This is a genomic window from Hydrogenovibrio sp. JE_KL2, from assembly GCF_009296185.1.
Taxonomy (GTDB): domain Bacteria; phylum Pseudomonadota; class Gammaproteobacteria; order Thiomicrospirales; family Thiomicrospiraceae; genus Hydrogenovibrio.
This window is the reverse complement of sequence record NZ_WBJR01000001.1, coordinates 875,570-896,081: the sequence shown is the minus strand read 5'-3', so window position 1 is coordinate 896,081 and position 20,512 is coordinate 875,570. Positions and strand designations below refer to the sequence as shown.

Genomic DNA, 20,512 nt, shown 5'->3' with positions numbered 1-20,512 from the left:
GTAGATGGTGCGTTGGTATCAATTGCGAAGACACGTGCGAAGTACGGTGCGGTACAAAACCGTTTGGACTACACCGTATCGAACTTGAAAAACGTAAACGAAAACATCATGGCGGCAAGAAGCCGAATTGAAGATGCAGACTTTGCGACAGAAAGTGCGAACTTGGCAAGAACTCAGATCCTACAACAGGCAGGTATGAGTATGTTGTCGCAAGCGAACCAATCGCAACAAAACGTTCTAAGTCTGTTGAAATAACAAAAACAAAAGCCCCGGATAGGGGCTTTTTGTTTAAGTTGGCGCATAATTTGTTAGAGGCTTTTCTCTAACTATGAATAAATCTTGAAAAGTCTCTTCTTTGTTTAAAGTTATTGCTCAGTTGGCCGATTTAATCATCAAGAGCTATAATAAAACAACATAAAACAACGAACAGCTCGGTTAAGTTGTAAAACTTGAACGCTTTGAGACTGGAGAAAAATTATGACCACATCAACTACACCAACAAATAGTGAACTTGGTGCAAGTATATTAAACTCTTTGGGGCTCAACAAATTTGACGTAACCACTATGTCAAAAACGTTGGCGACCGCATCTGTAGCAGCGCAAAGAGCGAATTTGGATAGTGAAAACACCAAATATACAACCGAGAAAAACGGTTATGACACCTTGCAACAAGCATTACAGGGTTTTTCTTCTCAAATTTCGGCATTAACTGACTTTTCAAATTTTCAGCAAAAATCAGTTGTCTCTTCTGATTCTAGCGTAGTAGATGCGACGGTAACCGGCGCACCTGCAAACTCAACCTACCAGATTGAAGTTCAGAACTTGGCAACTGCACAAACACTTGCCACGCAAACGGCGTTTTCTTCAGCGAATACGGCAATTGGTCAAGGAACGTTAAGCTTAACGGTTGGTGGTTCAACCACTAATATCACGATTGACTCAACCAATGACACTCTGACGGGGATTAGAGACGCAGTCAACTCCGCAGGGCTTGGTGTAACGGCTTCTGTTATTAATGTTGGAACGGGCTATAAACTTGTATTTGCTTCTTCGCAAACTGGGGCGAGTAATCAAATTACAATTGGTGTTTCAGGTGATACAGACGGTAACAATACCGATGCCAGTGGTCTGTCTCAATTGGTTAATGCCAATATGAATGAAACTGTGCCTGCACAAGATGCAACTTTTGTCTTGAATGGTTTGACCATTACGAATGCATCAAACAATATTGCAGGTGTCATTGATGGTGTCACTTTGAACTTGAAGGGGGCTGATCTTGGCCAGACCAAAACATTGCAGATTTCTTCCGATACCAGTAAGTTGGATCAAAACATTTCGGATTTTGTTGACCTTTACAATTCATTGGACAACATCCTTGGCACCTTAGGCTCTTATGATGCGCCTCCTACTGATGCGAACGGAGATCCGGTTCAAGGAGATCAGACTGGTGCGCTAAAAGGTGACCCAGCGTTAAGAGATATCAAAAACCAGATTCGCCAGGCAATGATTGACTCTATTCCTGGTTTGTCCGGTTCGATTCAATCGATGGCAGATATCGGTATTACGTCTAACCTTGATGGAACCTTGAGTTTAGATAAAGCCAAGCTTTCAGATGCATTGGCAACTAGTCCAGATGCTGTTGGTAAGTTGTTTGCTGCAAGTGCGAATGCGACAGATAATCTTGTTACCTATAAAGGTTCAACAACAGATACTGTTGAAGGTACTTATAACCTGACGGTAAACGTTGCTGCGGCACAAGCCTCAATCACTGGTGGTTCGACAGGCGGCGGCAACATTACTATCGACAACACCAACAACACGTTGCAAGTCAGTGTGGATGGAACGAGTTCTTCTACTTTGACATTGGCTGCGGGTACTTACACGCCAAACGATTTGGCCACGGCTATTGCGACAGCTATCAATAACGATGGGGCAGTCAAGTCAGGTGGTAGTAGTGTTTCGGTTCAGTACGACTCAGCAACTCAAGCGTTCACAATTAATACAGACAAATATGGTTCAACGTCAACACTGTCTTTGGATAGTGGAACACTGTTAACTTCAGGGGTAACCGGTTTAGCTGTAACTTCTCAGGTAACGGGGCAAGATGTTCAAGGTTCACTTGAACAAAACGGCACTTTTTACACCTTCTTGGGTAAAGGGCAAGATGTTACCATCAACAGTATCTTGGCAGGTTCTCCGAAAGGGCTTGAGTTTACTGTTGATGGTTCTCAAACTGGGGCAAGAGGCACGCTTACTTTCAACCGTGGTTATGCAGACAAGCTAACTAAATTGTTTGCTGATATGACAGATTCTTCAACTGGGTTGATTGGAACACGGTTGTCTAATATTCAAGAGAAATTGGACAATATTAAAGAGCAACAAACGAAAGTAGACGACCGTTATAATCAGATTTTGACGCGTTATCAAACGCAGTTTGGTGCGTTGCAAGCACTTCTAAATCAGTTGGATAACACTAAGCAGTCTTTATCAAATTCATTGGCGAGTTTGTTAAGTAGCGGTAGTAAAAAATAAAATAAGTAAATAGCCAGAATAACCAAGGGAAATATTATGAATCCATTGATGAAACAGAAGTTTCTAAGCCAATACCAACAAACTTCGTTGGAAACGGGTTTAGAGAATGCGTCTCCTCATAAACTGGTTTCAATGTTATATGATGGCGCGCTTGAAACCATGGCAAATGCGAAAGGGGCTATAGAGCGTAAAGACTATGAGTCCAAAGCACATAATTTGAATCGCGCTATTCTTATCATTGGTACATTACGCAGTGGACTTGATATGGAAAACGGCGGAGAGGTTGCCAATAACTACGCTGAACTTTATGGTTATATCAATCAAAAACTGTTGCATGTCAGTTTCAAAAACGATTTAGAAGCATTGGCAGATGTGATGGATTTGATTCGCAATTTACGCGATAGTTGGAATTTGATGCCGGACAACATGAAGTCTGCAACCAAAGATCAACTGGAAAACCTGAAAAAGATGAAGGCCAGTCGTGGATAGTCAAGTCATACAGTGCTTGCATCACTCCAAGCTGATGCTTATGCATGCCGAAAATCAAGAATGGGAAGAGTTCATTGCGCTTCATCCTGTTTGGGAAGAAGAAATCGGCAAATGTTTCGTTGATATCACTCCGCAAGAAGATGCCGAGGCTTTGGCAAATATTTTGGTGGAGTTGATTGGTGACGTCGATAAAATCCAAGGGCTTATCAAAAGTCGTATGTCGGAAATAGAAAGCAATTTCTCACGCGTTATTCAGCAGCAAAAAGCAATGAATAGCTACCTAAAATAACCCTAAAGTTTCTAAGATCATTCTTTTCATTTAAAAATCGTGCCAAATTTTTGACAACCCGCGAAAAAACCGCTATAAAGTAGGGAATGTCGAAAACGGAACGGCGACTAGATGTCTCAAGAACTTTTAACCTCTTTGGTTGGCAATGGGCCAGCCATGCAGAAAGTCAAAAAACTCATTCTTCAAGTGGCGAAAACAGATGCCACAGTTCTTATTCTCGGTGAATCAGGTACAGGTAAAGAAGTCGTCGCACAATCTTTGCATACGGTTTCAGCTCGATCAGATAAGCCATTTGTCCCTATTAATTGTGGTGCTATCCCTGGCGAACTTTTAGAGTCCGAGTTGTTTGGTCATGAAAAAGGCGCATTTACCGGTGCGATTACTGCTCGAAAAGGGCGTTTTGAAATGGCTGAGAAAGGTACGATTTTCCTGGATGAAATTGGTGATATGCCTTTACCGATGCAGGTGAAGCTGTTGCGAGTGTTGCAAGAACGTATTTATGAACGGGTAGGCGGTACACGAAGCCTTGAGTGTGATGTTCGCGTCATCGCGGCTACACACAGAAATTTGGAAGACAATATTTCCGAAGGCAAGTTTAGGGAAGATTTGTTTTACCGCTTGAATGTTTTTCCTATTGAGATGCCTGCATTACGAGAGCGTCCAGAAGACATCCCAGACCTATTCGAGTTCATGTTCCAGAAAATTAAAGGGATGAATCGAGAGATACCAATCATTTCCGAAAGGGCGATGATTGCATTACAAAACTACTCTTGGCCTGGAAATGTTCGAGAGCTTGGCAACCTTGCTGAAAGGTTATCGATTCTGTTTCCTGGTCTCACGGTCGATTATGATGACCTACCTGAAAAGTACCAAGTTGAGTTGAAAGACAATGCCTCCCTGATTAGGGTAAGTGATACTTCGCTAATTACCCCAAATGAAGCCACCGCTACCGTAGGTGACGAATCTGAGTCTAATGTTGATCAATCCAACGGCAGCACCGAGTCTTCGGGGGTTGATGAAGCTGCTTCCGGGAATGGATTAGGTCGCATTCCTGACTTAGAGTCTGGTTTGGACTTAAAGTCTTATTTGGTTGAAATGGAAGTTCAACTGATCCAAAGAGCGCTGGCGCAAACAGATGGCAATGTCTCGCAGGCAGCAAAACTCTTGCAGACCAACAGAACAACGTTGGTTGAAAAAATTCGCAAATTTAACCTCTAAACTTAAGAGTCATGTGTGTCTGAAAATACAGAACTCGAACAAAAACGGTTAGCCGAATTAGAAGCAGCTTTTGAGCTGTTTAATCAAACGTCTTCGCAATTGACCCAAGCCTATGAGTCTTTACAGAATCAAGTTGAAGATTTGCAGGCAAAACTGGCGGAAAGTGATCGAGAGAAACAAAGGGTTGGTGAACGCCTTGAGCAGCTTCTAAACCTTTTACCTGCTGGGGTTATTGTTTTGGATTTGGATCAAAAGATTATTGATCTTAATCCGGCAGCCATCGCCATACTTGGTCGTGATGCGATTGGTAGACAATGGGATGTTGTGGTTCGGAATGCTTTTTTGATGCAAGATGATGCCGGGACATTATTAACCCATAACCGTATGGCCTACCAGCTTTCAGAGTCTTTATTGACCTTCTCGGAAACTCAAGGGGAGTCCACGCAGCCGGTCGGAAAGATTCTGTTGATACAAGATGTGACTGATGCGCGCAATTTGCAACAGCATATCAGCCGTTACCAGCGTTTGAGTTCGATGGGGGAAATGGCAGCCTCACTTGCACACCAAATCAGAACGCCTTTAGCCTCAGCGTTGCTTTATGTCTCACAGTTGGATTCTGATGAACTGGATGATGATAAACGCCAAAAGTTTGTCGACAAGTCTTTGAAAAGCTTGCATCACCTTGAAAACTTGATAAAAGACATGTTGCAATATGCGAAAGGCGGGCGTGTTCATGACAAAAAAATTCAGATTGCCGAATTGATTGAAAATGTTAAACACGCAGTAGAAAGCCGAATAGAACAGTCAGAAAGTGAAATACGCTTTGGAACAATTTCTGAAGAATTGTATGTGGTTGGCGATACGGATGCGCTCTTGACAGCTTTGCAGAATTTGGTGATAAATGCGATAGATGTTGTACATAAGCATGCCAATATCACAGTGGATGTTAGAAAAATAACAGAGGGCCAAAGAGAAATGGTGGATATTAGAGTTTCGGATCGTGGCCCCGGAATTGACGAAACATTATTGAATAAGGTTTTTGAGCCTTTTTATACCAGTCGTGCTCAGGGAACCGGTTTGGGGTTGGCGGTTGTGCGTGCAGTGGCAGAGGCGCATGACGGTGAAGCATGGGTGATGTCCGTTCAAGGAAAAGGGGCGACATTTGGTATTAGACTGCCACTGATTCAAACGAAGGAGGCTGCATGACGATTGCAAAGATATTGATTGTCGAAGATGACAGCAAACTTCAAGAGGCTCTCGTTGATACGCTTGAGCTGAACAAATTTGAAGTCGTTGCGGTGAGCTCTGCGCAGGATGCTCTAGTCGCTTTGGATGATGAGATAGCGATGGTGTTCTCGGATATTCGTATGGATGGTTCGATGGACGGTTATGAGTTGATGAAACGCATTCGTGCGATCAAACCCTATTTACCGATTGTGCTGATGACCGCGTACGGCACGGTTGAACAGGCGGTAGAAGCAATGAAATCCGGAGCCGTCGACTATATTTTGAAGCCATTTGAAGCCGACATTCTTGTCGAAAAAGCCAAAGCCTACTTTTATCGTGATGCTTCCAGTACTGAAGATTTTGTAACCGCTGACCCTGCGATGATACAGCTTAAGGCCATGGCACAAAAGGTCGCAGACAGTGAGGCCAGTGTCATGATTTCGGGAGAAAGCGGTACCGGTAAAGAAGTGCTGGCGCGCTTTATTCACAACAATTCCAAAAGAAAAGATCAGCCATTTATTGCCATTAACTGCGCAGCCATTCCTGAAAATATGTTGGAAGCCACTCTGTTTGGTTATGAAAAAGGTTCCTTTACCGGTGCACTGAAATCCATGCCTGGGAAATTCGAGCAAGCGCAGGGCGGGACGATTTTCCTTGATGAAATAGGTGAAATGAAAGCCGATTTGCAAGCCAAGTTGTTGCGCGTATTGCAAGAAAGGGAAGTGGAACGAATCGGTGGATTGAAGTCTGTGGACTTAGATGTCAGAGTGTTGAGTGCCACCAATATCGACATGAAAAAAGCCATTATGAATGGCGATTTCCGCGAAGACCTTTTTTATCGACTCAATGTATTCCCAATTAAATTGCCTTCGTTGAAAGAGCGTCCTAAAGACATAGCCGCGATTGCTGAAAGGCTGCTGCAAAGACATTGTGGCAATAATCGCGTTGAACCCATGATGTCCGCACCGGCTATGAAAGCACTTTTACAGTATCCGTGGCCGGGCAATATCCGTGAGCTGGATAACGTTATTCAGCGCGCTCTGGTAGTGATGTCTGGTAACACCATTCATGAGAACGATATTCTATTGGATGATGTTCCTAGATATGCGCCGACTGCCCCGGCGGAGGTCTATGAAGCTCCAAAAACAGCGTCTGTACAAGAAGAGCCCGAAATGGACGAACTGTCAGAGTCAGAGCCGATGTCTATGGATTTGAAAGAGCGAGAAGTGCAACTGATTTTAGAAACGCTTAAAGCCAATGGTGGTCATAGGCAAAAAACGGCAGAGGCTTTGAATATCAGTCCTAGAACGCTTAGATACAAGTTGGCGAGATTCAAAGAACAAGGTTTGGAAGTCATGTAATTCAATATTTGCCGGGAACCCCCAACCTGGCAGATTTTTGAAGTCGGAAATTTGACACTTTTTTGGCATGTCAATTGCTGAATTGTGTCATAATTGAAAGAAATTGACGGTTGGTTTATTTGAGATAGAATGACTCAAATATGCTGATTTTAGACACTGGAGTGGTTGAAAGAATGAGTCAAACAATTGATACGCAAAGCTTAATGATGCAAATGCGAGCACTTGCTTCTGAAGCTGCATCCAAATCTGCGCAGCCAGCCGAACAAGCGACAGGCACGAAGAGTGCGGAAAATTTTGCCGACCTTCTGTCCCAATCTGTGAATGCGGTAGCTGAACAGCAAAATAAAGCTTCCGAGTTGAAAGATGCTTTTGAGCGCGGTGATAAAGTTGATTTGACAGAAGTCATGATTCAGGCACAGAAGGCTAGTTTGTCTTTTCAAGCAATGACACAGGTTCGTAACAAACTTGTAGAAGCTTATAAAGACATCAAGAACATGCCGATTTAATTACAAGGATTCTGTAGTCGATGGCTGAACAACCTGTAATGGATTCAAACTTGAATACGGTTAAACCGTCAGCGGCATCGACTCTCATTAAAAACCTCACCTCTTTGTCCGTTGCTAAACAAGTTAGCCTTGTCATAGCGCTGGCAGCCGCTATTTCTCTAGCGGTAGGGATTGTCTTATGGTCTCAGGCGAAAAACTACACGCTTCTATTTGGCAGTATGGACGCCAAAGACCTAACCGAAGTCATTCAAACGCTAGATCAAGAAAAAGTCCCTTACAAGTTAGACGAAGGCTCCGGTGCGATTCTGGTACCGGATGATATTGTTCACTCATTGCGTCTTAAGCTTGCCGCTCAAGGTTTTCCTAAACAAGCCCCAACGGGTTATCAGATCCTAGATCAAGATCAAGGCTACGGGATTTCTCAGTTTAAAGAAACCACGCAATATCACCGAGCACTAGAAGGTGAGCTGGCTAAGTCTGTTGAGACGATTAATTCCGTGAAGTCGGCGAGAGTCATGCTGGGGCTGCCGAAACGTTCTGTCTTTGTCAGAAAGCAGAGAGAAGCTACTGCTTCGGTTGTGGTGACGCTTTATCCAGGTCGTGGCTTGAGCGATGAGCAGGTAAACGCAATTGTTTACTTGGTGTCGTCAAGTGTACCTAACTTACAGCCTAAAAATGTGACAGTAGTAGACCAGCAAGGTAACTTGTTGACGAGTGACCAACAAATCGGTGGTATGAGTACTAGCCTGAAACAATTGGCCTATACACGACAAATTGAAGATACCTTATCACGCAGAATTACGCAGTTGTTGTCTCCGATTGTAGGCGGGAATCATAAAGTCCGTGCTCAAGTGACGGCAGAGATGGATTTCACTCAACAAGAGCAAACAAGAGAAAACTATCAGCCTGATCCAGAAGCCATTCGTTCTGAGCAAGAAATCAAAGAAGTAAACAATAAGCCTGATCCAGGCGGAATTCCTGGTGCCTTAACCAACCAACCTCCTAGAGCAGGTGTAGCGCCTGAAACAGGTTATAAAGGGTCTGGTGCTTCCGGTGGTGTTCAAAGTTCAAAAGAAAAAACTACTAAGAACTATGAACTTGACCGGACGGTTTCTCATATCAAAAACGCGGTGGGTTCAATCAGACGCCTTTCTGTTGCGGTGGTCATAGATGACAAGACAGATGTGGATGCCGATGGTAAGACAAGCAAGAAACCGCTGACAGAAGATGAATTGAAGCGTTATCGTCAGTTGGTGAGTGATGCTGTCGGGCTTGATGAAACTCGCGGTGACACACTGAGCATTGTAAACGCTGCCTTTGCCCCAGAAGTCCAACAGTCTTATGAAGTGCCTAAGATTTGGGAGCAATCATGGTTCTGGAATTTGGTAAAACAAGTGCTTGCGGGTCTTGCCGTGCTGATCATTATCTTCGGTGTGATTCGTCCTATGTTGAGAGACCTGTCGAAACAAGACGAAGTCTTTACCGACTACTTGGAAAATGTTCCTCTTGAAGATGAAGAACTGGAAAATGCAGACGAGATTTCCAAAGCGCTTGAACAAATGAATGAAGAGGTCAAAGCGACCGCTGAAGAAGTGCAGGAAGAGTCTCAAGAAGAGAAAGAAATTATCGAGAAAGTCAAAGCCATTGTCGCAGCCAACCCGAAAGTGGCATCGCATATTATTAAGCAATGGATGAAACCATCGGAAAAAGGTAAGTAATCATGCCTAAGTCAAATATTGAAGAAGTTGATGAAATAGAACTGACAGGTTTGGAGAAAGCTTCCATTCTACTGTTGGCTTTGGGTAAAGATACGGCCTCTAAGGTATTGGCGCATTTGAACCCTAGAGAAGTTCAGCAAATCGGTACGGCGATGACGAGTGTGACGGATGTTTCGCACAGCGACATCCACTATGTCATGCATGATTTTATGGATGAGTTAGGGGAAGATGCTCTGGGCGTTAACCCAACCGAATATGCACAGTCTCTGATGGTGGATGCATTGGGCGACGGCGGCGGCGGTTTGATGGATGCTGCGATGTTGGGTGATCAAATCAAGGGCTTGGAAGCATTGAAGTGGATGCATCCGTCTACCATCTCCAATATGCTTCGTAATGAGCATCCTCAGGTAACGGCGATTGTTTTGTCTTACTTTGATCCAGAACTGTCTGCTGAAATCCTAAGAGGGCTGCCTGAGCGTTTCCAATCTGAAATTGTGTATCGTATCGCTACGTTAACGACTATTCAGCCTAGAGCACTATTTGATTTGAATGATGTTATTCAAAACGCTTCCAGTGACGGTGAGGGTGGTAAATTGGCAACGATTGGTGGTGAGAAAAAAGCCGCAGAAATCCTTAACTTCGTTGGGAGTGGAATTGACTCGCGTGTATTGGATGAGATTGCGGTTGAACATGAAGATATCAGTAAAGCCATTCAAGACAAAATGTTCGTCTTCGAAGATATTAGTGGTATCGAACCTCGTGGTATCCAAACAATTCTTGCCGAAGTACCGAATGAAGTACTTAAGGTTGCATTGAAAGGTGCGGATCAAAATATGATTGATCTATTCCTTGGCAATATGTCTAAACGTCAGGCTGAAATGTTGAAAGAAGAGCTGGAAATGAGTGGTCCAGTCAAACTCAGCGATGTTGAAGATGCTCAAAGATCTATTATTCAAACGGTTAGACGTTTGGCAGATGAAGATAAAATCGTTATGCCAGGCGGTGGTGAGGAGTTTGTATAATTTATGTCAATGGAGACTGAAAAGGAAGGTATGTCGTCAAACCTTGATGAGCAAGAAGACCTTCCTCAAGCGACCGTTATCAGTTCGGATGCTTTCAATGCTCCCGAGGTAAAAGCTTGGAAGTTTGCCAATCTGGAAGAGCAGGCAAAACAAGAGCATCAAAAAATGCGCGATGATGTGTTGGAGAAGCTTCGCAAAGAAGTGGAACCTCAAGTTCGTGAACAATCCATATTGATTAAAAGACAAGCCTTCGAAGAAGCCCAGAAAAAAGGCTATGAGGAAGGTTTCCAGCAAGGCGTCAAAGCTGGGCGATTAGAAGGCAAAGGCCAAGCCCAAAAAGAAGCAGAAGAACGTTTAGTACCCCAAGTCAAATCTTTGCAAGAACTTGCAGAGTTCATGGTTACCCCCTATCAGCGTATAACGGAGCAAGTGTTTGCACAGTTAGCTGCGTTGTCGATTGAAATTGCTAAAAAAGTAGTTGAGAAGGAAATTGCACAACATGAAGATTGGGTTCTTGAAGCGGTAAAAAAATCCGTTGAACGTCTTCCAAATGAAGTTGAACCAATAGAAGTGCATTTGAATCCCGAAGATAAACAAATTGTGGAAACTTATGCAGAAGATTCTCGTACCAACTGGGTGCTGATTTCGGATGAAAACATTCCTACAGGCAGCTGCAAGGTCAAACAGAATGCATCAACTTTGGTGAATGATTGGCGAGAGCAGTTGGAAACGCTGTTAGAAGAAACTTATGCCATAGCAGAAAAACTTTCAGAACCAGAAGAAACTCCTACTTCAGAGGACGCGCCAGCTAAGACTTCACCTGATACTCAAACGTCACCAGAAAGTACTCATCAAGAACAAACCGCAGACGAAACATCTTCTTCGCCTAACCTATAGAGAGAAGATGGCATGCTTAAACAGCTTTTCAACCAATACCTATCCCATAAAACCACAGAACTCATTGAGCAGATTCCTGATGTTTCCCCTCTAAAAGTAGAAGGGAGACTGACTCGAAGTGTTGGAATGACACTTGAAGTTGAAGGAACTTTTGCACCGATTGGTTCTAGATGCCAAATTCAGTCTCAATCTCATGGTGATGTCGAAGCTGAAGTGGTCGGGTTCAATGGCGATCGTTTATTTTTGATGCCGATTGGTGATGTACAAGGCTTGGAGCCTGGTGCAAAAGTGACACCGATACCCGGTGGCATTAAGGTCGGTGTCAGCGAAGCGATGTTGGGACGCGTATTGGATGGAACAGGGAAACCATTGGATGGTAAGTCGCCAGTTGTGTGCGAGGATCGTGTTCCACTCCATGGTAGAAAAATCAACCCCTTGGAGCGTAGTCCTATCGAAGAACCGCTTGATGTCGGCATTAAAGCAATCAATGCGTTATTGACGATTGGCAAAGGACAGCGTGTTGGTTTGATGGCGGGCACAGGGGTTGGTAAAAGTGTACTTTTGGGAATGATGACTCGCTACACCGAAGCCGATATTGTCGTTGTCGGTTTAATCGGCGAACGTGGCCGAGAAGTAAATGATTTTGTAAGGAATAATTTGGGGCCTGAAGGATTAAAACGAGCAGTCGTGATTGCAACCCCTGCGGACGTTTCTCCTTTGATGAGAATGCATGGAGCCATGTTGGCAACGGCCATTGCCGAGTACTTTAGGGACAAAGGCAAAAAAGTGTTGTTGTTAATGGATTCTTTAACGCGTTTTGCGCAGGCTCAACGAGAAATTGCCCTAGCCGTAGGTGAACCACCTGCCAGTAAAGGTTATCCACCTTCGGTGTTCGCAAAGCTACCGCAATTGGTGGAAAGAGCGGGTAATGGCTTTGAGAATGGCGGTTCAATAACGGCAATTTATACCGTGTTGGCTGAAGGGGATGATCATGTCGATCCAGTTGTGGATTCGGCAAGAGGGGTGTTGGATGGGCACATTCTCTTATCAAGAGATATTGCCGATTCAGGCCGTTATCCGGCAATCGATATAGAGTCTTCGATTAGTCGTTTGATGATTGACATTGTTCCTAAGGAACAAATCAGTGTGGCACGTCGTTTTAAACAGATATATTCCAACTATCAGAAAAATATTGATTTGATTAACGTTGGTGCCTATCGTCAAGGAAGTGACAGAGAAATTGATTTGGCGATAGCCAAACATACGATTTTTAATCAATTCCTTTCTCAAGATATTAGTGAAAAATACACAATTGAAGAAAGTGTTCAATCCTTAAAATCCGTTGTTTTATAAAGTAATTTTCAATGTTAAAACGTTTGGCAAGAATGAAAAAATTGGTCGAACTTGCGCAAGGCGACCTTGAAAAAGCATCAACTTACCTGAAGGGAATTCAGCAACAGATTGCTTTGCATCAGAACCAGATCGATTCATTAAAGTCTTATCAAGTCGACTACATTCAGCAACTAACTCGAAGAGAATCGACGACTTTACAACAGTTGAATACCACCCAAGCTTTTTTGGACAAGCTCAATACGGCAATTGATCAGCAGACCGAAGAGGTAGCGCGCCTTAATGAGGCAGCAGATGAAGCAGAAAAATCCTGGATTGAATTCAAGACCCGGGAGCAAGCGTTGGTTAAACTTTACGAAAAACTCAAAAAAAATCATGATGTTAAAATGGATAAGGCTGAACAAAAAATTCTTGATGATCTGAGTGGAAGACAGTTTTTTCTCAGTAACCAATCGGATGATTAATCTCGTTTCCCCAATATTTTGTGAAATTGGCTTGCTAGTTGCTTTGACATGGATAAAATCACCAACTCAATTGCAAAGAGCATGTTTATGAATGGACAAATTAGCCTATTAAATGCCATTTCCGAAAAAGAGTCCCAGACAAGCAATGTCGAGCGGCAAACTTTGCCTAAGAGCTCTAATGCATTTGCCTTATTAATGGCTGGCAATCCTTCTAATAAATCAGTTGAGAAGCACACGGCTGGGGCTGATAAGGGTAAAGAGGCGGTTGCATCTGCAGACCAAGATTCTTCAGACAAAAAAACCAAAGAACGCGATAGTAAGAGTGTGAAAAAGGCACTAGATGATGTACTGCCCCAGCTTTCTTTGAAAGGCACGCCTTTAACAGTTTCTAAAAGCAGTTCGACACCAGTTGTTTCAACATCAACTGATGAGGCGACTTCTGCTCAACCTTCAAGCGATACATCTGATGGTACAGACGCAACCGATACAAATGTCCTTGCGAATGTACCTATGCAAACGGATGGTAATGCGACTTTGCCCTCAACATCATCCGTAACAGCAGATAGCGCTTCGGATGTTTCAGATGTTGAGGGTGAAGCATCTGGTGCTTCGAGCGCACAAAATGTAGCAACAGTTGCAAGCAGTATTGCTGCCAGTACCCCATTAACGGCTTCTTCGGTAGATGAAGAGTCCTCACCAAGTGATGATAAGCGAGCTAATGTAAAAACGGTTGGGGTTGAAAATGCGACCACCAATCAGAATAAAGTAACTGGGACAGATGTCAAACTGGCAGAAGCTACGTCACCGGTTCAGGTTCCGGCAGATAATGCAAAAGCTGAATCCTCGGTAGCGCCAAATGCAGCGCCATTGGCAACTGATATGAAAACCGTTGAGGATGTGAGTAAAACTGCTGCCTCCGCACCTGTAGTTCAAGAGGTGAAGGACGTAGATAAAAGTTCTACCACGGTACAACCAAGCACCGTTGACAGCCAAAAGGTCAATGCTAACCCTAACCCAACGGTTACTGCTCAAGTTGCAACGACAACGACTCCTGCTACCGATAAATCACAGGTGGCAGTGGCTTCTCAATACACTGGGAATCAAGTGGCATCTAATGCTAACCCTGCTGCAAACACTACCAGTACGGCATCTAGCGTTACAACGTCAAGCTCTGATAGTTCAGCAGGACAACAAAGTGGTGGGCAGCAAAGTTTTTCTCAAAATGGGCAAGGCAATCAGTCATCCCAGAGCAACTTGTTGAATCAATTTGTGCAGTCTCAGATGCAAGCCCATCAATCGGCAGTGCAACAAGCAGCCGTGAAGCACTTCAATGATTTGTCTATGAATGCAGGCTCAACGACTGCGGATTCATCAAAGCTTCTAGGCAGCCTAGGGTTTGACAACAAAGCGCAATTACCGCCAGGTATGCAGGGAATCGTTTATTCACTGCGCTCTCCACAGTGGAGCCAGGCATTAGGTCAGCGTATGGTTTATATGGCTAATAACAAAGTTCAGGAAGCAAAAATTACGTTAAACCCTGAAAAATTAGGCCCTGTTCAAATAAAATTACACCTAGATAAGAATCAGCAAGTTCATGTTGCGATGTCGGCTCACCATCATATGACTAAAGAAACGATGGAAGCAGCTATTCCAAAATTGCGAGAAATGTTTGATTCGGCCGGGATTGACCTAGGTTCAATAGACGTGAACCAAGATAGTCAGTTTGAAGCGCAACAACAGAATAATGAACAAGGAAGTCAACAAGGCAATGCTTTCGGGCAGTCTCTTTCAGATGAAAGTGAACATGAAAGCACGCCGATTATTGTCAAACAAACCGATGGTTTGATTGATTATTATGCATAGCCGAAAGGAATGAGTGTTATGAAAGGTTTTATACAGTTTTGTTTTAGCTTAGCCGCTATGGCCTTTTTGCCAACGGCCTATGCAGGAGGTTCAGAGATGTTAGGACAATCGACTATGGGCATTGTTATTATCGCCGTTATCGTCGCGGCAGTAATTGCCGGAGCACTGGTTTACTTATTTTGGTGTAACCGCGCGGGCGTTTGTGATCAGTCTGAACTGGTTGCGAACATTAACAAAGTGGTTTCTGAGTCTGACTACTCTTCAAAAGTAACGTCATCCTCTTCTGATCCGAAATTGCTGTCTTCCATCAACGAATTGATGGTAAAGCTTCAAACACAGGTTTCTGAAAAAGATGAAGCATTGAATGAAGCAAACGCTAAGATCAGTAACCTGCAATCAGAGATCGAATCTTTGAATGATACGATTGCTTTTTGTCAGCAGCAAAATCAAGCGTTGGAAGCTAAACCCAGTATGGATGCCGAAGTTGGTGCAAAATTGGTAGAATTGTCCGACGATTTTTCTGATGCGGTTGCGAAGATGGGAGAAGGAACCAAAATAGGGATGGATTCCGCTTCTAAGGTTATTTCAGAAGTTGGGGGGCTGACTGAGGAAGTCAACCAAGCATCAAGCGTTATTATCAAGCTTGAAGAAGACAGTAATAATATCGGAACGGTATTGGTACTGATTCGAGATATTGCAGAGCAAACAAATTTATTGGCGCTAAATGCGGCAATTGAGGCAGCACGTGCAGGTGAACATGGAAGAGGCTTTGCTGTTGTTGCCGATGAAGTACGTCTGTTAGCTGGGAAAACACAACAGGCTACAACTGAAATTCAAGGCATTATTGAGGAGCTACAACAACGTGCCCGTAATGCGGTTGAAGTAATGAGCAACGGGAAGGACAAAGTGGAATTGACTCGATCCCAAGCTGCGAACGTTAATGAACTACTGTGTGATATTAATGAACAGTTGGATAAACTGAAATCAGTTCAGACAGAGTTACAACAAGCGGTCGCGGAAATTTAAACTAAAAGATTGAGTTAACGGGATTTTCTAAATGAAAGCAATTGTCGGCACACTGGTGGTAATAGGATGTCTTCTGGGAGGTTATTTACCTCACGGGAGCTTTGGTATCCTGATTCAACCATTAGAGGTTGTGATTATCTGTGGTAGTGCATTTGGTGCTTTCATTATTGCGAACCCGGGTTGGGTCATTAAAAAGAGTTTCTCTGCGGCTTTGGGGCTTGCAAAACCGTCTCCCTACAATAAAGACACCTATATGGAATTGTTGGGGTTGATGTTCAGATTGTTCAACAAAGCAAGAAGAGAAGGGTTGATGGCGATTGAAGCGGATGTTGAAGAACCGCATGACAGTGAGCTGTTTAATTCGTCACCAAAGATTATGGCGGATCATCATGTTGTCGACTTTATTTGTGACTATTTGAGATTGATGATTTCCGGGGCAAGTAACCCTTATCAGTTAGAAGACTTGATGAATCTTGAGATGGATACGCATCACCACGAAGCGTTGGCACCATCTGAAGCCATCGGGAAAGTAGCAGAAGCTTTGCCTGGTTTCGGTATCGTTGCCGCGGTATTGGGGATTATCGTTACGATGAGTTACTTGGATGCAGGACCGTTGGAAATTGCCCATCATATGTCTGTGGCATTGGTAGGGACATTCCTCGGTATTTTGGCGGCTTACGGTTTTGTTGCGCCGATCTCAGCGGATTTGGCCAACAGAGCAAATGATGAGGGCGCTTTTTACGGCACCATTAAGGCGTGTTTGATGGCAAACTTGAATGGTTATGCGCCTCAAATCGCGATTGAATTCGGCAGAAAAGCCGTCCCTGGAGTCAATAGACCTAACTTCCAGGAAGTGGATGAATTCTTGCAAACCTTAAAATAGAGGCTGCTGATTAAACTGGGACAAGACCTATGGCTGATGAACAGTCAATAATTATAAAACGCCTGACAAAATGCCCGCACTGTGCCCATGGTGGCGCATGGAAGGTCGCATTCGCCGATTTTATGACGGCGGCAATGGCGTTCTTTTTGATGCTATGGGTATTGAGTGGTGTCAATGACGACGAAATGAAGGCGATGGCTGAATATTTTCGTGATCCAAGCGTCATTGAAGCCTCACCAAATGTGTTGGTGAAATCCAAGGAAGCAGGACAAAGCTCTAATTCGGTTATTGATATGGGCGGCTTCAAGGACGCGCCACAACATTCGGAAGATGATGGCAAGCTAATCGATGCCGCAGAAAAGAAAGCCGAAGCGGCTCAAATGTTGGATTTGAAGCAACAAATTGATCAGAAAATTGATCAAAGCCCCGAACTGAAGGATTTGAAGAACCAGTTAAAGATAGATTTGACGCCGAACGGATTGCAAATACAGGTTCTTGATGATCGCAAAAAGCCCATGTTTGAGTCAGGGGTTGATTTGCCTAAAGACTATGCTGCGAAGTTGCTGGAACAAGTTGGTCAGGTGCTATCAAAAACACAAAATCGAATCAGTATAGCGGGGCATACGGATTCATCGAGTTACCACTCGAATGCAGCCTATACCAACTGGGAGTTGTCTGCCGACAGAGCCAATGCAGCAAGACGACTTTTGATTGAAGGAGGGGTAAACCCTAAAAAAATCGCACAAGTAGTCGGGTTATCTGATACGGTGCCATTTGATAAGGAAAATCCGTATAATCCACGGAATAGACGTATAAGTATTGTCGTCTTGAACAAGGAAGCGGAAGATAGGCTGAAAAGTCTGAGTGACGCACCGGGGGTAGAAGATTTGTCAAAAGATTTATCAAAATCTCCGGAAACTCAAACAACGACGGATGCCACCAAACCACAGGTGAATCCGGTACAGGAACCTATTTCTCCTCCAGTGACCGGCACACCGGCATCACATTAATTTGGTTGTAAAGCAATAAGGGAAAAGCTATGGCGGAAGAAGCAAAAGAAGAAGCGACAGAGAAAAAGGGTGGTGGCAAAGGCATTATTATCATTCTCTTGGTGGTAATGATTTTGCTGATAATCGGGATTGGGGTGTTAACCTTTTTCCTTCTGACATCCAAAAACCATGAAGGTGGCGGAGATTCAGCAGCCGCTGAACAACACGCATCTGCTGAACACGGAGATGCAAAAGAAGAAGTGAAAGACGGTATTGTCCGTAGTTATTCTCCGAAGTACAAACAGTATGATCCACCAGAGCCAGGCGCTGCACCGCAGTATTTTGCGATGGAACCTTTTGTTGTGAACTTCAAAGGTCAGGGACAAGCTAAATTCCTAGCGGTCACCATTAAATTCATGACGCATTACCCTCAGTTGGTAAAAGACATGGAAAACTATCGCCCTATGCTGCGAAATGACATTACGGCGATGTTGAGAATTCAGACTTACACCGAGTTGAACCAGGATAACGGGCAGCAGGTTTTGGCTGATAAGATTTTGAAAATTGCCAAAGCGGATTTGGAAAAAAACAATATTTATCCTGATTTGCTTGAAGCGGTATATTTTGATCGTTTTGTAATGCAGTAATAGAGAACTGGATTTAAAGAAATGGAAGATATATTAAGTCAAGACGAAGTCGATGCCCTATTAAGGGGTATGGGCGGTGGCGACATTGATACGGAAGATGATGATGCTTCCGAAGCGACGTCTGCCAAAGTCTATGACTTTACCAACCAAGAAAGAATTGTTCGTGGTCGTTTGCCGGCATTGGATATTATCAATGAGCGGTTTGCGAGAGGGTTTCAGCGTCATTTTAACGAGATGATTATGTCGAGCGTTGAGGTGACGGCTGGTGAAGTGAAAATCATCAAAATGATTGATTATCTTCGAAACCTTTTTGTACCGACCAGTCTGAACATTTATCGTATCAATCCTTTGAACGGCGTGTCTCTGTTCACGCTCGATTCGAAATTGATTTTTACCGCGGTGGATATCTATTTTGGTGGTACAGGGCTTTTACCATTCAAGATAGAAGGGCGTGAATATACCCCTGTTGAGATGAGTATGGTTAGAAGTATCTTGGATATTTCTTCCGAAAACTTGCGTAAGGCCTGGGGGCCTGTAATGGATATCGAAATCGATTACATGCACTCAGAAATGAATCCGAAGTTTGCCAGTATTGTTGAAGCGACTGACATGATCGTAGTAAGTCCGATTAATGTTCGCTTTGAAGGTGTTGAAGGTCGTGTCGATATTGTCATGCCTTATGCCATGCTTGAGCCGGTTAGAGACAAACTTGAAGAAGGGATGTCTAACCTGCAAGGTGAATCAGATAACCGTTGGTCTCGTACGCTTAAGGAAGAAGCGAAAAACATCGAAATTGATATTTCGGTTAGTTTGGCTGAGCTGAAGATGAACATGGATGATCTGATGAAGATGGAAAAAGGAGACATCATTCCGATTGAAATGCCGGAAAGAGTCGCTGTTAAAGCCGAGGGTATTGCTTTTCTAAAAGGAAAACTGGGTGAAAGCAATGATAAAAAAGCGGTGAAAGTGGAAGAAATTCTTCGTCACCCTGCTTATTCGGAGAAAATGATAGAAAACATGAAGGAATGGTACGATGAGTGAAGAAGATGATATGAGCGCATGGGGTGATGCGCTATCAGAACAAGCTGACGCTGAAGGTTCATCGACTGGTGAAACCTCATCTGCTGAAGATGATCCTTGGGGAAGTGCTTTAGCTGAGCAAGCAGAAGTTGATGCAAGTGCGCAAGGTGATATTGACGCAGCTTCTTTTGATGCGCTTGAGAAAGGGCGTGGAGAAGGTGGTGAGAAGGTTGATTTGGATGTATTACTCGACATCCCGGTAACGCTTCAGCTTGAAATCGGTCGTGCTAAAGTCTCGATTCGTAACCTGCTTTCTTATACGCAAGGTTCGGTCATTGAGATGGACCGTTTGGCTGGTGAGCCTTTGGATTTGTTGGTAAACGGAACATTGATTGCGCACGGTGAAGTGGTGGTTATCAATGATAAGTTCGGTGTGCGTCTAACGGATGTGGTTAGCCCACAAGAGCGAATCAAAAAGCTTAAATAACTTCTCTGATAGTGAATAAAAAAGCGGCAATTGCCGCTTTTTTATTGTCTGAAAAACACTAAAATCTGCCAGGTTGGGGGTTACATTTCCGCTAAGCGGTTATACAAAGATTCGTTACATCGCCCAAGCATTTTAGAAAAAGTATCTTTGTCTTGCGGCGTCCAGTCCTTAAACATTTCGTTGATTCGCTTGATTCGAATTTCGCGCATTTCAGTGGCGAGCGTTCTCCCTTTTTCTGTCGACGTCACCCAGGTAATACGTCGATCTGATGGGTCACTTTCCTTCGTAACCAAACCGTTCAACTGCATTGCCGAGACCTGTCTTGTTACGGTTGTTGCGTCCAAGGCAAGGATGGCGGCGAGGTCATTGATTTTCTTGGCTTCTGCCTGAACCTGTAGTAGTAATAAGTAGTGGGAGCGTTCAAGAGGGTAGTTTCGCCTCCTGTTCAAGGCTTCCAGTAAACGCATTAGTAGCGCCATTTCTTGTTCTAATGATTCCGCGGATAAATATTGATCAGGTGTCAA

Annotated in this window: 21 protein-coding genes; 20 read left to right on the top strand and 1 reads right to left on the bottom strand. The window is 43.8% G+C overall.

The genetic code is table 11. The annotated features are described in order from the left end of the window. The 20 genes from F8R13_RS04330 to fliN form a co-directional block, all read left to right on the top strand. The coding region (locus F8R13_RS04330; protein ID WP_253806321.1) for a flagellin at nt 1-255 on the top strand (255 nt) is incomplete at its 5' end. Between the two features lie 222 nt (nt 256-477). Next, nucleotides 478-2,532, top strand: coding sequence for a flagellar filament capping protein FliD (gene fliD / locus F8R13_RS04325; RefSeq protein ID WP_152832051.1), 2,055 nt, complete (start codon nt 478-480; stop codon nt 2,530-2,532). Between the two features lie 36 nt (nt 2,533-2,568). Then, the gene (gene fliS, locus F8R13_RS04320) at nt 2,569-3,021 is read left to right on the top strand and encodes a flagellar export chaperone FliS (protein ID WP_152832050.1); all 453 of its coding nucleotides are present in this window, start codon (nt 2,569-2,571) and stop codon (nt 3,019-3,021) included. Continuing rightward, nucleotides 3,014-3,310, top strand: a complete 297-nt coding sequence (locus tag F8R13_RS04315) for a flagellar protein FliT (protein ID WP_152832049.1) — start codon at nt 3,014-3,016, stop codon at nt 3,308-3,310. Before fliS ends, F8R13_RS04315 begins: the two co-directional genes overlap by 8 nt. A 111-nt stretch (nt 3,311-3,421) precedes the next feature. After that, nucleotides 3,422-4,528: a sigma-54-dependent Fis family transcriptional regulator gene (locus tag F8R13_RS04310; protein WP_152832048.1), complete on the top strand. Its 1,107-nt coding sequence runs from the start codon at nt 3,422-3,424 to the stop codon at nt 4,526-4,528. Between the two features lie 15 nt (nt 4,529-4,543). Next, nucleotides 4,544-5,734, top strand: coding sequence for a PAS domain-containing sensor histidine kinase (locus F8R13_RS04305; protein ID WP_371414892.1), 1,191 nt, complete (start codon nt 4,544-4,546; stop codon nt 5,732-5,734). After that, nucleotides 5,731-7,116 (top strand): sigma-54 dependent transcriptional regulator, encoded by a 1,386-nt coding sequence (locus F8R13_RS04300; RefSeq protein WP_152832047.1) that lies wholly within the window; start codon nt 5,731-5,733, stop codon nt 7,114-7,116. Before F8R13_RS04305 ends, F8R13_RS04300 begins: the two co-directional genes overlap by 4 nt. 173 nt (nt 7,117-7,289) lie before the next feature. Continuing rightward, nucleotides 7,290-7,622, top strand: coding sequence for a flagellar hook-basal body complex protein FliE (gene fliE / locus F8R13_RS04295; RefSeq protein ID WP_152832046.1), 333 nt, complete (start codon nt 7,290-7,292; stop codon nt 7,620-7,622). Nucleotides 7,623-7,642: 20 nt separating this feature from the next. Beyond that, the gene (gene fliF, locus F8R13_RS04290; protein ID WP_152832045.1) at nt 7,643-9,340 is read left to right on the top strand and encodes a flagellar basal-body MS-ring/collar protein FliF; all 1,698 of its coding nucleotides are present in this window, start codon (nt 7,643-7,645) and stop codon (nt 9,338-9,340) included. Nucleotides 9,341-9,342: 2 nt separating this feature from the next. Beyond that, the gene (gene fliG / locus F8R13_RS04285; protein ID WP_152832044.1) at nt 9,343-10,362 is read left to right on the top strand and encodes a flagellar motor switch protein FliG; all 1,020 of its coding nucleotides are present in this window, start codon (nt 9,343-9,345) and stop codon (nt 10,360-10,362) included. A gap of 3 nt (nt 10,363-10,365) precedes the next feature. After that, entirely contained in the window at nt 10,366-11,259 is an 894-nt protein-coding gene (locus F8R13_RS04280; protein WP_152832043.1) for a FliH/SctL family protein, read from the top strand. A gap of 12 nt (nt 11,260-11,271) precedes the next feature. Then, entirely contained in the window at nt 11,272-12,612 is a 1,341-nt protein-coding gene (fliI, locus tag F8R13_RS04275; RefSeq protein WP_152832042.1) for a flagellar protein export ATPase FliI, read from the top strand. A gap of 11 nt (nt 12,613-12,623) precedes the next feature. Then, the gene (gene fliJ, locus F8R13_RS04270) at nt 12,624-13,073 is read left to right on the top strand and encodes a flagellar export protein FliJ (protein ID WP_152832041.1); all 450 of its coding nucleotides are present in this window, start codon (nt 12,624-12,626) and stop codon (nt 13,071-13,073) included. An 87-nt stretch (nt 13,074-13,160) separates the two neighbouring features. After that, entirely contained in the window at nt 13,161-14,936 is a 1,776-nt protein-coding gene (locus F8R13_RS04265; RefSeq protein WP_172967685.1) for a flagellar hook-length control protein FliK, read from the top strand. Between the two features lie 18 nt (nt 14,937-14,954). After that, nucleotides 14,955-15,962 (top strand): methyl-accepting chemotaxis protein, encoded by a 1,008-nt coding sequence (locus F8R13_RS04260; RefSeq protein ID WP_253806320.1) that lies wholly within the window; start codon nt 14,955-14,957, stop codon nt 15,960-15,962. Nucleotides 15,963-15,993: 31 nt separating this feature from the next. Next, a complete protein-coding gene (motA, locus tag F8R13_RS04255) occupies nt 15,994-16,845 on the top strand; it encodes a flagellar motor stator protein MotA (protein WP_152832038.1) in 852 nt (283 codons plus the stop codon). Nucleotides 16,846-16,874: 29 nt separating this feature from the next. Further along, a complete protein-coding gene (gene motB, locus F8R13_RS04250; RefSeq protein WP_152832037.1) occupies nt 16,875-17,855 on the top strand; it encodes a flagellar motor protein MotB in 981 nt (326 codons plus the stop codon). A 29-nt stretch (nt 17,856-17,884) separates the two neighbouring features. Beyond that, nucleotides 17,885-18,481 (top strand): flagellar basal body-associated protein FliL, encoded by a 597-nt coding sequence (gene fliL / locus F8R13_RS04245; protein ID WP_152832036.1) that lies wholly within the window; start codon nt 17,885-17,887, stop codon nt 18,479-18,481. 21 nt (nt 18,482-18,502) lie between these two features. Then, nucleotides 18,503-19,522 (top strand): flagellar motor switch protein FliM, encoded by a 1,020-nt coding sequence (fliM, locus tag F8R13_RS04240; protein WP_038070662.1) that lies wholly within the window; start codon nt 18,503-18,505, stop codon nt 19,520-19,522. Continuing rightward, entirely contained in the window at nt 19,515-19,988 is a 474-nt protein-coding gene (gene fliN, locus F8R13_RS04235; RefSeq protein ID WP_024851348.1) for a flagellar motor switch protein FliN, read from the top strand. Before fliM ends, fliN begins: the two co-directional genes overlap by 8 nt. 80 nt (nt 19,989-20,068) lie before the next feature. Here the strand turns inward: fliN and F8R13_RS04230 are convergent, their stop codons facing one another. Next, a complete protein-coding gene (locus F8R13_RS04230; RefSeq protein ID WP_152832035.1) occupies nt 20,069-20,512 on the bottom strand; it encodes a MarR family winged helix-turn-helix transcriptional regulator in 444 nt (147 codons plus the stop codon).

Coding starts and splice junctions, on each gene's coding strand:
- fliJ (WP_152832041.1), top strand. CDS start 12,624: ATGTTAAAACGTTTGGCAAGAATGAAAAAATTGGTCGAACTTGCGCAA.
- F8R13_RS04280 (WP_152832043.1), top strand. CDS start 10,366: ATGTCAATGGAGACTGAAAAGGAAGGTATGTCGTCAAACCTTGATGAG.
- fliN (WP_024851348.1), top strand. CDS start 19,515: ATGAGTGAAGAAGATGATATGAGCGCATGGGGTGATGCGCTATCAGAA.
- fliS (WP_152832050.1), top strand. CDS start 2,569: ATGAATCCATTGATGAAACAGAAGTTTCTAAGCCAATACCAACAAACT.
- motB (WP_152832037.1), top strand. CDS start 16,875: ATGGCTGATGAACAGTCAATAATTATAAAACGCCTGACAAAATGCCCG.
- fliG (WP_152832044.1), top strand. CDS start 9,343: ATGCCTAAGTCAAATATTGAAGAAGTTGATGAAATAGAACTGACAGGT.
- F8R13_RS04310 (WP_152832048.1), top strand. CDS start 3,422: ATGTCTCAAGAACTTTTAACCTCTTTGGTTGGCAATGGGCCAGCCATG.
- motA (WP_152832038.1), top strand. CDS start 15,994: ATGAAAGCAATTGTCGGCACACTGGTGGTAATAGGATGTCTTCTGGGA.
- fliI (WP_152832042.1), top strand. CDS start 11,272: ATGCTTAAACAGCTTTTCAACCAATACCTATCCCATAAAACCACAGAA.
- F8R13_RS04265 (WP_172967685.1), top strand. CDS start 13,161: ATGAATGGACAAATTAGCCTATTAAATGCCATTTCCGAAAAAGAGTCC.
- fliL (WP_152832036.1), top strand. CDS start 17,885: ATGGCGGAAGAAGCAAAAGAAGAAGCGACAGAGAAAAAGGGTGGTGGC.
- F8R13_RS04260 (WP_253806320.1), top strand. CDS start 14,955: ATGAAAGGTTTTATACAGTTTTGTTTTAGCTTAGCCGCTATGGCCTTT.
- fliF (WP_152832045.1), top strand. CDS start 7,643: ATGGCTGAACAACCTGTAATGGATTCAAACTTGAATACGGTTAAACCG.
- fliD (WP_152832051.1), top strand. CDS start 478: ATGACCACATCAACTACACCAACAAATAGTGAACTTGGTGCAAGTATA.
- fliM (WP_038070662.1), top strand. CDS start 18,503: ATGGAAGATATATTAAGTCAAGACGAAGTCGATGCCCTATTAAGGGGT.
- fliE (WP_152832046.1), top strand. CDS start 7,290: ATGAGTCAAACAATTGATACGCAAAGCTTAATGATGCAAATGCGAGCA.
- F8R13_RS04300 (WP_152832047.1), top strand. CDS start 5,731: ATGACGATTGCAAAGATATTGATTGTCGAAGATGACAGCAAACTTCAA.